This is a genomic window from Synechococcus sp. UW140, from assembly GCF_900474295.1.
GTDB lineage: Bacteria > Cyanobacteriota > Cyanobacteriia > PCC-6307 > Cyanobiaceae > Synechococcus_C.
This window is the reverse complement of sequence record NZ_UCOB01000005.1, coordinates 1-13,139: the sequence shown is the minus strand read 5'-3', so window position 1 is coordinate 13,139 and position 13,139 is coordinate 1. Positions and strand designations below refer to the sequence as shown.

General features: G+C 55.8%; 11 protein-coding genes. 5 read left to right on the top strand and 6 right to left on the bottom strand.

The window, feature by feature from the left end; all coding sequences use genetic code 11:
• Window positions 1-113: 113 nt before the first annotated feature.
• The gene (locus DXY10_RS02175) at window positions 114-881 is read left to right on the top strand and encodes a glutathione S-transferase N-terminal domain-containing protein (RefSeq protein ID WP_244281890.1); all 768 of its coding nucleotides are present in this window, start codon (window positions 114-116) and stop codon (window positions 879-881) included.
• 17 nt (window positions 882-898) lie between these two features.
• Here the strand turns inward: DXY10_RS02175 and DXY10_RS02170 are convergent, their stop codons facing one another.
• Window positions 899-2,455: a sulfotransferase domain-containing protein gene (locus DXY10_RS02170; protein ID WP_170955664.1), complete on the bottom strand. Its 1,557-nt coding sequence runs from the start codon at window positions 2,453-2,455 to the stop codon at window positions 899-901.
• Window positions 2,456-2,580: 125 nt separating this feature from the next.
• Between DXY10_RS02170 and DXY10_RS14410 the strand changes: the two genes are divergently transcribed.
• The 3 genes from DXY10_RS14410 (at window position 2,581) to DXY10_RS02150 (ending at window position 5,057) form a co-directional block, all read left to right on the top strand.
• Window positions 2,581-2,823, top strand: coding sequence for a hypothetical protein (locus DXY10_RS14410; RefSeq protein ID WP_170955662.1), 243 nt, complete (start codon window positions 2,581-2,583; stop codon window positions 2,821-2,823).
• 109 nt (window positions 2,824-2,932) lie between these two features.
• Window positions 2,933-4,288, top strand: a complete 1,356-nt coding sequence (locus DXY10_RS14185; RefSeq protein ID WP_136989011.1) for a calcium-binding protein — start codon at window positions 2,933-2,935, stop codon at window positions 4,286-4,288.
• 544 nt (window positions 4,289-4,832) lie between these two features.
• Entirely contained in the window at window positions 4,833-5,057 is a 225-nt protein-coding gene (locus DXY10_RS02150; protein ID WP_115015626.1) for a hypothetical protein, read from the top strand.
• Window positions 5,058-5,073: 16 nt separating this feature from the next.
• On the opposite strand, the gene DXY10_RS02145 is transcribed toward DXY10_RS02150, so the two are convergent.
• From DXY10_RS02145 to DXY10_RS02135, 4 genes are all read right to left on the bottom strand, one after another.
• Window positions 5,074-5,313: a TIGR03643 family protein gene (locus DXY10_RS02145; protein ID WP_115015624.1), complete on the bottom strand. Its 240-nt coding sequence runs from the start codon at window positions 5,311-5,313 to the stop codon at window positions 5,074-5,076.
• Window positions 5,314-5,317: 4 nt separating this feature from the next.
• Entirely contained in the window at window positions 5,318-6,577 is a 1,260-nt protein-coding gene (locus tag DXY10_RS02140) for a cytochrome P450 (RefSeq protein WP_115015621.1), read from the bottom strand.
• Window positions 6,541-6,810, bottom strand: coding sequence for a hypothetical protein (locus DXY10_RS14405; protein ID WP_206749686.1), 270 nt, complete (start codon window positions 6,808-6,810; stop codon window positions 6,541-6,543). The genes DXY10_RS02140 and DXY10_RS14405 overlap by 37 nt, the downstream gene beginning before the upstream one ends.
• A 116-nt stretch (window positions 6,811-6,926) precedes the next feature.
• Window positions 6,927-7,550, bottom strand: coding sequence for a DJ-1/PfpI family protein (locus DXY10_RS02135; protein WP_115015618.1), 624 nt, complete (start codon window positions 7,548-7,550; stop codon window positions 6,927-6,929).
• 515 nt (window positions 7,551-8,065) lie between these two features.
• Here DXY10_RS02135 and DXY10_RS02130 point away from each other — a divergent pair.
• The gene (locus DXY10_RS02130) at window positions 8,066-9,445 is read left to right on the top strand and encodes an FAD-binding oxidoreductase (RefSeq protein WP_115015615.1); all 1,380 of its coding nucleotides are present in this window, start codon (window positions 8,066-8,068) and stop codon (window positions 9,443-9,445) included.
• A 119-nt stretch (window positions 9,446-9,564) separates the two neighbouring features.
• On the opposite strand, the gene DXY10_RS02125 is transcribed toward DXY10_RS02130, so the two are convergent.
• Entirely contained in the window at window positions 9,565-12,375 is a 2,811-nt protein-coding gene (locus DXY10_RS02125; protein ID WP_115015613.1) for an Ig-like domain-containing protein, read from the bottom strand.
• Between the last annotated feature and the right edge of the window lie 764 nt (window positions 12,376-13,139).

Here is a 13,139-nt window from a genome sequence, read left to right as displayed (position 1 = left end):
GGTATTGCTTCGTGATCGAGTCAAGCGGCAGGAGGAGAACTCGGCTGAGTTGTTTAACGCGCTCTCTTTCCCGAGCACATTCGATTCTTTTGCTTAGGGCCTAGTCCACCGTGATGGAGGACTCGCTTGGCTCGGTCGAGAAACGACGGGGACAAAGTGCTAACAAGCGTCATCTTGAACTAGAAACGTCGACCTCCCTGATGCCATCCCTAGAGCTGTACGGATGCTGGCGCTCCAGCGCCTCCCAACGTCTGCAGATCGGTTTGCGGCTGAAAAAGCTGCCATTCAGTTACACCCCTGTCTGCTTGGATCGAGGCGAGCAACATAGCGATTGGTACCTGGCCATCAATCCCCGAGCTGAGCTGCCAACCCTGATGGTTGATGGCGAGCCTTGGGTTCAAACACTTGCAATCCTCGAGACGCTGGAAGAGACCTTCCCCGAACAGGGGCACTCCCTGCTGCCGACCACGCATCGCGAACGACGAATTTGCCGTGCGATTGCTGAACAAATCAACAGTTCAATGCAACCGCTGCTCCTCCCGGCACGTTTGCGCAAACCCATCATCGAGGCGGGCTGTCAAACGGCTGCCACGCCACTGGAGCCTGCCCTCCAGGCGGGCATTCGACAGCATCAGCTCCATGCACTCAACGACCTCAACACCTGGCTGGCGTCGTTTTCTGGGCCCTTTTGCCTCGATTCCTCACCCACAATGGCCGACGCCTGCGTGGTCCCTCAGCTCGACGCGGTGATGCGCCTGGGGCTTGATCTCAGACCGTTTGAGCGGCTTGTGGCCCTGCATAGGCATTGTCAAAGCTTGGAAGCGTTCGCAATGGCAGCACCGGATCAGCAACCTGATGCACCGAACCGTTCGAGCGGTTGAGCCACGGATCTCCAACACTAAAGATCAGCAAGCTCCTCGAAATAGCCTGCCAGCAGAGGATGCGTCTCCATCCCTGCCCACTGCTCCCGAGCGGCCTTTGCCACCAACGCCTCGGCACGAGGCGACAGATGCTGACGCCAATTGTCCGTGGTTCCCGCCCGAAAATACAGCTTGGGATTGAGATGAAAACTGCCTGGATTCGCCGTAATGCCTTGTTTCATGGCCTGAAACTCGGTTCCAGCGGCAATTGCTGCAGCCCGCTCTGGTTCCAAAGTCGCTGAAGGGAAAAGGAACTGCTGAAGCTGCTCAACGGTGTCAGCTTTGCGCTCCACCATGTCTTCATAACGAAGCGCGCAGATCTGGGATGCCTGCAGTCGGGGTTCAGGTGTTAACCAACCGCGGATATGACGGAAATAACTACCGAAGTAGAGATCTCCCTGCACAAACAGCTCAGCGAAACGATCCAGTTCGAGTTCGGGATCGACTTGCAGAAGCGGGTGGCGCACCCAGAAAAAGTACTGGGAAACCAGCGCGGCTCGCGGATCGCGAATGGCCACAACGAAACGCGTTTGAGGATGAATGCGACGGCATGGCAAATCGTCAACGGCGCAGTGTAGATACCAAAGTCGGGGGCAATCCGAGGTGGCTGCCTGGAATCGTTGCCAGTCGCCTGGGGTCTCTTGGGACAACAGAACCTCAGGCCAGGGCATCGCTCCGTGCCCGATATCACCATCCACCATCGGATGTCTGCCGGGCAGGTCAACATTGGCTCGCACCAGTTCCACCAGAAATTTTTTCGCCAGATGGGTACCAACTTTCTGATGGGTGGCTAGCAGCACGTCGTTCGGCTGAGTGTCCCAAGTTTTTGTGAGGTGCTCGGTGGCTCGATAGTCGATGAATGGTGGATAGCAACGGCCATTCCATCGGTGATGCAAGAAGCCTTCGTCATGGGCCAGCCGTGCTGGTTCAAAGGTGCGGAAACTGTGGCCAGGACGAAGCGCCTCGAGGCGGTCACGCAGCACTTCGATGGTGTGATCAAGCTTGAGCGATCGCTGCTGCAGGGCCCGACTTGCGTACATGACCTTCACCGATGGCTGGATTGCGTTGGCCACCGCTTCCAGTTGGGTTTGGTCAGCAGCAGAAAAGGGCTGTCCATCGATGCGGTTCAAGACTTGAAGCGCTCCGACAACCTCCAACGCATCTCCGTGGATTGGCACGGTGATGGCGGTGGACACCATGTAAGAAAGAGCTTCACCCGCTTTTTGGTGTGCTCCCTCCAAAATCTCCAGCCCTGAGCGGTTGACACAGCTACCGGTGCTGACGCACTCACCCACCATCGAACCCTCGAGGTCAGCACAGATCTGTCGTTGCACAACCTTCGTGCCGGCCTCTAGCCACAGCTCATCGGCATCGGGATCGAGCACAAACACTCCGCACCGCTCTGCCCGCAACAGACCTGGCAACGTCACGACCAGCAGTTGGAGCAGATCGTTGTTCCGCAGAGCATCCCATCGCTGTGCCAGTTCCTGACGCCGGACAACAACACGCTGCATACGTTGGTCAAGCGATTGCATGGAACGGAGTCGGCTGAAGCTCATTATTGACAAGCTGCTGATGGCTGCTTAATCGCGAGGCAAAATTATGTGCCCGAGATATGCACGCGTTCGATGGCTCTGGATCTGAATGACCCGGAATTGGAGTGACTGATTGGGTTTACACCTACAAGAGTTGGGTCATGGCCCTAATCAACGATGAGAAGTTCGGTGGCGATGAGACTCTGGTGATCGATGACATTGCCGAGAATGCTCTGAATCCCAGGCGCTTCCTGCATGGTTTGGTTGCAAGGCTTGGCATCGCCTTCCTCCGCCCGCTTGCCAAGAACCTGGAAGACACAGACATTGACTTAATCAAATTCGTTATTCTTACGTTTCCTGGGATGTGAAAGCATTAGAGGTCATGTGAACAATGTCACACGCTGGTCTGACCCAGGTCATTCAGTCGGTCATTAATCCCGGAGATGGTGAGTTCATCGTTTCATTCACACAAGAAACATGTCAAGCCTATTCAGCCTTTTCCTCCGCCAACGACAACAAAATCTGCAGCAAGCCTTTAATGCCACACGTGCATACGAATGGAATGAAAGCCTTAGAAGGCGACGAAATTATGAGACGCGTCAGCAAATCAGCCGGACTTTTGCAGATATCAATCAAGCTTTTTCTGCTTTTTCAATTCATGAGATTGATTATCGAGCAAATCAAGTAACAGTGATTGGCAGTGAGGAGAGAGGTGGGGGTTGGCCTTGGCCATTCGCAAGAGGGCGATGGCAAACTAGAACTGTTGTTGGTATTGATGTTGTGCATGGTGATGGATTTAATACGGTAGGGCGAGTTCGAGTTCCCATTCGTAGCTACGTGATTCATGGCACATATGGTGACGACAGGATAACTCTTACGGGAAGCACGGCTGACACAATTTATTGCAATGATGGAGACGATTTTGTCTCCTCTGGAGAGGGGGACGACACTGTTTTAGGTGGAGATGGCTTCGATACAATTGATGCTGGCGAAGGAGATAACTATGTTCATGCTGGCGATGGAGGTGGAGCCGTCCAATCTGGAAATGGCGATGACCATATCATTGTTGGCCAAGGCAGTCATGCGATCGATGCTGGCGATGGCAATAATCGGATCGAGGCTTACGGGGTCAGGCAGCGACCTTTCCCGAATGACCCTAATTGTGGGGAGGAGGGATTCTTTTTTGACGAATTCCCTTGTGGGCCTGCTTATGTGTGGAACATTTCGTCGAATACAATCCGTACAGGGATTGGAAATGATCGCATTACCGCAACCGGGAATACAAGAATTCATTCTCTAGGTGGTCATAATACTATCCGGTTGAGTCATGGAAGAGATAGCGTCGAAACTGGTGGTGGGCGTGACTCGATATACCTTGGTGGTTTTGATGACTTTGCTTCGTCTGGTGGAGGTGATGACTGGATTTTTGGCCAAGATGGTAATGATATTCTTGCGGGTGATGCAGGTCGCGATCGTCTAAACGGAGGTCGTGACGACGATGTGTTGATCGGCGGCAGTGGGATTAACAGTTACATCGGAGGCTCGGGAGCTGACACCTTCTCGCTTTCTCGAAGGCAAAATCATTGGAGGGGTATCAATGAAGAGACGTTTGATGTTGTTGCCGATTTCAATGATATAGGAGACAGGGCGATCATTTCTGCTGATACAGTTGTAGAGATTGTTGGGAGGAGGGTTGAGTTCTCCAGAGAGGGAGAGCTTGTCGGCGTTTTGCACAGTTTAGGGGGTATTGCAATCAGTCAAGAACGCGCTGGTCTTGATGTAGAGGTTGGGATTGTTGCTCATACGGGAGGTGTCGGCATTGATCTTGTATAAAAGATTCCTTTTTGTGTTGATTATGCTTTTGGACTTAGAAACTAAGGGCTTTGTGTCCTTGATCGATTCTCTTCATAGCAGCTACCGAACTTAAGTCTCAAGTCCCTACGACGAGCTCACTGAAGCACAACGGGATCTCGTCGTAGGGCGCATGTCCCTGAGCTGGTGGGACCAGACGAAGGTACGCCGTTGCATTCAGCAGGATCTGGGCTTGTTTCGCTTTCAAGCCTCTGGGTGATGCCACTGGCTGCTAGGCGGTTTCAAGCTGACCGCTGCACGGATCGCCTCTAGGCAGAATCATGGGCAGGAAACCTCAGCTGAGTGGCTGCAAACGGCATCCAACATGAAGATCAGAACTGGCCTTGGTGGCCGTTACTGCCTCTTTTCATCTTCTGTGGCCTTCGGCCTGTTTGAGGCTTTCCTCTTGCTGCATCTTCCGCAGGAATGCCTTGAGTTGATTAGGGCCACGGGGTGCTCGGCAGTGGGGGGACATCGCTGATGGCAGCGGTGCGCCAGCATCAGCGCATTGATCAAAGGCGCATTGATGGGGCTGCAACTGCAATCCGCTGAGTTTCTCCATGACGACGGCATGACCTATTGCATCCGCCGCGAGACCTTCGAGCAGGACTTCACCATCTACGAAAAGCGCGGTGAGGAATGGATTGATTGCGGCCTGGATCAAGCCGTTAAAGATTTGAATTTTGCTGAGTTCAAGCGCCTGGGTCTTTTGATCAAAAAGATCATGGATGCCGATCAGTGGCTCGCCTGAATCGCTGCCACTGAGCTCACTTGTGGCACTTGGCGCGAAATCGATTCGATGGGTTTGTGGTGCCGTGTTTGGTCTTGCGCCCGCTCACGCGCTTGCGCCACAGCTTGAACGAGGAGGCCTTCATCGATTGGCGCATCACCTCCATCACCTCCTGCTCAGAGAGGCCGAACTGGTATTCGATCGCTTCAAAGGTGGTGCGGTCTTCCCAGGCCATTTCGATGATGCGATCGAGCTCTTCTGGTTCAAAGTTGCGCATGGCTCTATCGGGCTGTTGCGGTGACCATCAGCCCGCTGCGCGGGGTGGGACTGGGCACCAACTGCAGCGCTAGATCCTGATCGGGTACCAATTGCAGCTCCACCTTTTGCAGCAAGCCCACGACCATCAGCCGGATCTCCAGTTCGGCGAGCGCCTTGCCGAGGCAGATGCGTTCGCCGCCGCCAAAGGGCAGCAGAGTTTGATCAAACGTGCCATCCAGATGGCGCTGCGGGCGGAATTCGCTCAAATCAGTTCCGCTGGTTGCTGCTGTTGGCGTAAGTGCTACCTGGATCACGCTGTTTCCTGGCACCGCTACATCAGCCAGCTCAATGGCTTGCAAGCTTCGGCGGAAGAAGCCGCCCACCGGCGGAGTTTGCCGCATCACCTCCAGCACCGTGGCATCGAGTTTGTCGGATTGCGGTGATGTAGTCGCTGGCCAAGGCGAGGCCATCACATCGCTGCGCAGCCACTCCATTACCTCTGGATGCAGCAGCAAGGCGCGGAACAGGCAGCTCAGCGATGAGGCGGTGGTTTCGTAGCCGGCAAACAGCAGCAGCAGCAGTTGCTCGGCCAGGTCGTCGTCATCCAGTGGGATGCCGGCTTCATCGAGGCCGCCGCTGATTAGATCCAGGCCGCCTTGGTTGCTGCCTTCTTTGAGTACTTCCTTGATGCGGTTCAGCAGCCTTTGGCGGGCACCCATGGCTTTGGCAAAGGGGGTGCCGGGAATTGCCAGCGGAATGGAGAACAGGGCCTTGGTCCAGATCTCAAAATCTGCAAACAGTGCCTCCCTGCTGCCTGTATCCAGCCCCAGCACCGTGGTGGCAATCACGGCAAATGCAAAGCGGCGCATCCGTCCGGCCAAGGGCACCGGGCCATCCGCACTGATCAGCTCATTAGCGAGTTCATCCACCAGGCAAATGATCGATGGGGTGTAGCGGGCCAAGGCCGTGCTGGAGAACAGCTGGCCCACCACGCGCCTGCGGGCTTTATGGCCCGCTCCGCTGCGGTTGGCCAATGAGCGGCTGCCCAGCAGCTTTTTCACGCTCTCGGGCCACCAGCCTTCTAGCGAGTCGCTTTGGCTGAAGAGATCATTGATCGCCCGTTCACCGCGGATGAACACGATCGGCTGGGCCAGCAGCTTGGTGGCAAAGACATCGCCATAGGTTTCAAAGCGCCTTTGGGCAAAGCCCGGATCGCCAAAGAAATCGAGGGTTTCCTTTAGGCCGCTCACCGCACCGGTGTTGGGCAGAGGCTTGGCAGGCATGGATCCAGAGGCGCGTAGGCGATCAAGTTATCGATTCCGCTTGCTCTGCTGATGCTGACATCAGCCCGCTGGCTGGCTGTTGTGATGGAGATAAGCAGGCTCATGGAAGCGAAGTTGCCGGGTACAAGCAGCAGCAGCAGGAACTGGCTCTGGGCGGGTTGATCTTTGCTCCACTGTGTTTGATCGCTGCGGTGGGTTTCGCGGACCGCCATCAGATCGTGTAACTGCACCATTTGGCTGAAACCAAGGTCTGCACGTGTTGTTGGCAGCCCGATCACTCTGCTGGGATTGCATCTGCTACCGAGGCTTAGGCAGATTTAGAAACACTTACGACTGAGACGTTCAGGTCTTAATCGCCCACCAAACCGTGTAATTCGGCGAAGGGGTCCCAATCGGCCTCGCGGTGCCAAACGTATTCAGCGACGTTGGCTGCCTGCTCGGCGGCCTGGTGGCTGACCAGCTTGGCAATCACCGCCAGCGCCATATCAATCCCAGCAGACACGCCTGATGAGGTGAAGAACTTGCCGTCTTCCACCCAGCGCGCTTGCTGTTGCCACTGCACCTTGGCGCTTTTGGAGGCCGCCCAGGCAAAGGCCAACTTGTTGGAGGTGGCGCGCACTCCATCGAGCACCCCCGCTTTGGCCAGCAGCGCGCTGCCGGTGCAGACCGAAGTGACGAGTTCGGCTTGCTGCGCACGCTGCTGCAACCAATCGAGAAGCACAGGATTGTCGATTTCCCTCCTGGTGCCGATGCCGCCTGGAACGAGAAGCACGTCGATGGCTGGCGCCGATTCGAACGAATCGTCGCAGACGCTTTTAGGGCCCTGGCGGCTGGCCACCACGCCGCCATGTTCTGAGATCAAGCGGATCTCGAAATGATCAGCCGCCAAGCCGAACATCTCCAGCGGCCCAAAGACATCCAGTAGCTCGAAGTCCTCAAAGAGGACAACGCCAATCGTTTGTTTGGATCGCATTGGTGATTTGGCCGCTCAGTTGCCTGGCGTGACAGCTGTTGTCGTCGATGCTGAGTGCAGGCGTTAGACGCGTCAAGATGGTTGCCACTGGCTCGATGGGAGCGCAAGAATCAATACTTGCGGGGCTCCCACACACCCTTCACGATCCAGTTTTCGGCATGCAGCTGTCGACGTCGTTGGTCTTTCCAGAGTTGATGCCAGGCAATCTGAGTGCAACGGAGGGCATCTCGTCAAAGGCCCAAAGCTGCCCCTGGTGGCAGCTGCCGCCACCCATTGATTTGTGACTGCCATGGGTTTGAGTGGATGGTCCCTGAGCTGTCCCTGTTTTTTTGTGCAACTGGACGTGATTGTGGGCTAGTGCGGATTCGCAGCCTGAGCTGTGCTTTGGCAAACGTCGCCTTCACCTCGTCGTCAGGCCCTGGAATGGTGACGCTGTCACCGAGACCATCGTGCTGGACGGTTCCGAATGAATGACCCCTCATCCATGACTACGTTCATCGAAGGAGCCTCTTTTCATGCCTGAAGTCAATGATGCTCAATCCCGTCTGAATCCCACCCATCTGAAGTCCATTCTCTCGCCAGGTTCGGAGGAGGAGGTCCGGAAGGTGATCCTGACCGCGGCCGAGGCGGGCGATTCGGTCTCCATGGCCGGAGGCCGGCATTCGATGGGGGGGCAACAGTTCGGGACCGGAACCGTGCATCTCGATCTTCGTGGGATGGATCGGATCGTTGAATTCGATCGTCGGAATGGTCTGATCGAAGTCGAGGGTGGAATCATGTGGCCGGAATTGATCGGTTACCTCCACGCCGATCAGGACGGGAGTGAAACGATCTGGGCGGTGCGGCAGAAGCAGACCGGAATCGATCAGGTCTCCATCGCGGGCTCGCTCTCGTCCAACATCCACGGTCGAGGACTTCGATTTCCGCCTTTCGTTTCGGACATCGAGTCCTTCCGGATCATCGACGCCGATGGGCGCTTGAAGGTGTGTAGTCGAACCGAAAATCGTGAGCTCTTCGCCCTCGCGATCGGCGGCTACGGACTCTTTGGCGTGGTGACCCGGGTCACGATTCGACTGGTGCCTCGGTTCAAGGTGAAGAGGATGGTGGAGGTTATCGCGGTCAGGACTCTCATGCCCCGGATCGATGTGGCGATCGAGGATGGTTTCATCTTCGGCGACTGTCAGTACTCGATCGACCTGCATGGCGGCGAGGAGTTCCATCCCGGAGTCTTCTCTTGCTACAAGCCGGTTCCCGACGACACTCCCGTTCCCGAAGAGATCCGCCACATGGCGGCGTCCGACTGGGCCGATCTCTATCGACTCGCGCGAACCAACAAGGGAAAGGCCTTTGCGGCGTACAAGCAGTTCTATCTGGGTACTTCGGGTCAGGTCTACTGGTCGGATGCCCACCAGCTTTCGAACGTGTTCGATGGGTATGACGCCGTGGTCTCCACTGATCAGGGGACCGAGATGATCACGGAGGTTTACGTCGACGGGGACTCACTGATCCCGTTTCTGATCGAGGTGCGTGAGGACTTCATTCGCCATGGAGTCGACATGACCTATGGCACCATCCGGTTCATCGAGCCCGACGAGGAAAGCTTTCTCCCTTGGGCTACTCGGAGAAGCGTCTGCATCGTCTGCAATCTGCATGTCATGCACACGCCCGAAGGCATCCAGAAGGCCCAGGCCGATTTTCGCCGGATCATCGACCGGGTGATCGAGCATGGGGGGCGGTTCTATCTCACCTATCACCCGTGGGCGACGAGGGAACAGGTCGAGACTTGCTATCCGCGATTCCCGGAGTTCCTCGACGCGAAACTGATGCACGACCCCGAATGTCGGTTTCAGAGCGACTGGTATCGGCACTACGCGACGCTGTTCGGCCGGGCCTGACTCGCGGCGAACTCAGCCGTTCCTGGCGGCCTTGTCTGAACCCGTCTGGCAAATGGGAATTCGGGGCAGTGCTGATCCGCCTTGAGGGGTGTTGTTGTGAGTGCCTGAGCGGATGGAATTCAGGTGATGATTTGAAATTTGGTGGTGAGGTCGTTGAAGTCGTAGTCGGAGGTTGAGATGCGGCTGTCGTCCTCAAAGGCAAAGAGGTTGCAACCGAGATTTTTGACGTGAGAGGAGCCGACGGTGTGGAGATCACCCAAGGCGCTGATCATCACGGGTGCATAGAAGCCAGCGTCTGTGGAAGAGAGAGACCATTCAATGATCTTTTCCTGAACGCCAGTTGCGGTGGTGATGCTGCCGCCAGGATTGATGAGGCTGTCGCGAACGGCTTGTTCAAAGGGATCAGTTGCTGTGTTGCTGAACCCGCCAACGGTGAACTCACCTGAGGATGTCTGGTTGAGCTTGACGAGCGCAAAGCGATTGATGAAAGAGCAGTCGCTGTTGAGCGTGATCTGGAGTGTCTGACCGTCTGTAGGGATGGAGGAGAGATCAAGGATGGCGTCGTGGATCTCTTGTTGCTCGGCGGCCATGGATGTGGCGTTGGGATTGGGCGAGGTGGCGGAATAGCTGATGTCGATGATCAGATCGTCGTGATCGCTATCGCGTGTGTTGTCGTTGAGTTGCAGCTTGTAGGTGCCATCGCTTTGCTGGTTGATGGTGTGTTGTGGAGAGCTGTTGATGGGCTGGTTGTTGCTGGATTGCTGGAAGGAAATGGTCGATCCGTCTGGAATGAAGATGGCGTGAGACCCGCAGTTTGTGGAGAACTGAGTGGCGCCGATTGAGCCAAGGACGTTGTTGTTCTGATCAATGAGGATGAGGCTGTTCTGCAGGCTTGTGCTTGCAGAGAGGACCTTGAGATTGAGCCAAAGTCCTTGATTGGCGCCAGCTGTGACAGAGAAGGAGTTGTTGTCGTTGAGAAGAAGAGTGCTGCCGGAGTCTGAATCGCGACTTGCGTTGTGATTGGATGTTGAGTCGTCAGAGGACGAGTCAGCTGCAACGGTTGAGTTGTTGGTGACGGATTGAGCGCTCAGGGTTGCGGCGTCATTGCCGACTGAGTCTTGAACCGCGTTGGTGTCGTTGGAGCTTGTTGGATCGCTGTAGGCAACAGTGATGGTCTCCGTTTTTTTGATGGTGTTGGTGAGTGTGAGTTCAGCGGTGGAGCCAGCGATGGCAACGTCGGTGACGGGGTTGTCTTTGGACGCAGTAGTGACCGAGAAGGTGCCAATGGCAGCGGTTGTGGAGGAGAGTGTTTCGCTGTAGGTGAGGATGACTTTGGTGCCGCCAGTGTTGGTGGCAGCGGATTGGAAAGTGGGCCTGACGGTGTCGACGGTGAGGCTGACGGAATTATTGGCATCAGAGCCGTCGGCGTTGGTATTGCCAGCTGAATCAGAGAACTTGGCTGAGGCAACGGAGATGACAGCGTCAGTGGTGCTGTTGGCAGAGGGAGTGAAGGTGGCGGAATAGGAAGTGCCTGAACCGGAGAAGCCAGAGATTGCACCGCCAGAGACGGTGACGTCGGACTCGATGAAGTTGGAGGAGTCTTCTGAGAGTGTGAAAGTGAGGGTTGCCGTTTCTCCTGCTTTGAGAGAGGCGACATCAGAGCTGATGGTGATGGTGGGAGGTGTGTTGTCGAGGCTGAACACCCGCACGGAGCCTGTATCACGTTGTCCGGCATCGCCATCGCTTGAATGGCTTCCGATGGCCACTGTGCTGCCATCGCTTGAAAGTGAAACTGCGGTGCCGCTGACATCACCTGCTTGCCCATCGATATCAGTGCCGATTTGCACCCAGGAAGTTCCACTCCACTGGTAGATACGTGTGTGGCCGGAATAAGCGCCGTTGTCGTCGTTGTTCATGGCCCCAATGGCAACGATGGAGCCGTCATCTGAAAGTGATACGGCGAATCCGCTTCGGTCACCCGCGGCTTCTCCATCGATATCGCTGCCGTGTTGAACCCACTCGTTGCCATCCCACTGGTAGATGCGCGTATGGCCGTAATCGCTGCCGCTGCCGCTGCCATCGTTCCAAGGGGCCCCAATGGCAACGGTGGTGCCATCACCCGAGATCGCCACAGAGTCGTTGGGTTCGCCACTCGCCCCATCGCCCCCGTTCATATCACCCAGCCCCTCGCCTTCGATATCAGAACCGAGTTGCTCCCAGGCGGAATTGTCTGAATTCCACTGGTAAATGCGTGTGATGCCTTTAAGCGTGCCAGTGGGTCCGGGGTGTCTTCCACGAACGGCGATGATGTTGCCGTCATCCGATAGTGAGACGGAAAGGCCTATGTATTCCGAAGTATTTCCCTCGATGTCAACTCCGCGTTGAACCCACTCGTTCGCCTCCCACCTAAAGATGCGTGCATGTCCCTTCCCTAAATGATCGTTGTTACGAGGTGCACCAATAGCAAGTGTGTTGCCGTTACCGGAGAGAGAGACGGACATACCGCTTTCGTCAGGTACCGCTTCTCCATCGATATCTTCACCCTTTTGAACCCAGGCGTTGGTGTTTGAATTCCACTGGAGTACGCGCGTACGGCCCCTTCCACTATGTGCACCAATGGCTACATTGCTTCCATCATTAGAGAGCGAAACGGACACACCGCTGTATTGATTGCCATCAATGAGATCTCCCTCGATTAATTCTCCGAGTTGGTCCCAGGTATTACTGCCTGAATTCCACTGGTAAATGCCTGTATAGCCGGCGTTATATCCATACTTATTGGCATAGTGGGTGTAAGCGTCGTCACGGTCATGGCCCGGTGCACCAATGGCAAGGATGCTTCCGTCGGCTGAGAGTGATACTGAGCAGCCGCTTAGACCATCACGGCTTCCTCCGACAATGTTGTTGCCAAGTTGAGTGAACTGAGACATCGCTACACCTCCGGCGGGTGAGCCTGCTGATCTCCCCAATTGAGCTGATAACCAGACTCGACGGAAGTTGCCGCGACGCCAGCATGCCACTCCCTTCTCCAAGGGAGATCCCCTATCAGTGCGCGCGAGGGAATAACCAAGTGCAGTCTTGATCTTTCAGCGATTTTCGACGAACTGCCCCTATATCGCCAACGGCCATTGGTCCGATTCGTGCACGATTTGATCAGGCCATCACTCGGTTTCGTTGAGAGGCTTCAAGAGGGAGCTGAGTCTTGGTTCCGGCTTTCGAGGTCTGTTCGATGCCACTGGCTGCTGGGCAGTTTCAAATCGACCGCTGAACGGACCGCCTCTAGGCAGAATCGTGGGTACGGAACCTGAATTGCGTGGCGGCAAACGGCACCCAACCTGCTGATCAGCGCTGGCCCTGGTGGCCTCTGCTGCCACCCAATTGTTTGTGACTGCAATGGGTTTGAGTGGGTGTTCCCTAAGTTGTCCCTGCTTTTTTGTGCAAGTGGAGCGGATGGTGTGCAACTGGGATAGGCCAGAAGGGCGCAGAGGGACTGACGCGCGAGTTTCGATGCCAAGCCGATCGCATTGCTTGGTATCAGTTCGGTGTGATCAGAGAGTCGAACTCAGTGCCCATGCCTCAACGATCCGCGCTCAGGTGGTGAGGGTTTTGAAATGAAAGCCGAGGATGAAGTCGTCGTAGTCGAGATCACCACCACCGAGGGTGTCTTCTAGGCCAAAGAGGTTGTCGCCTAAAG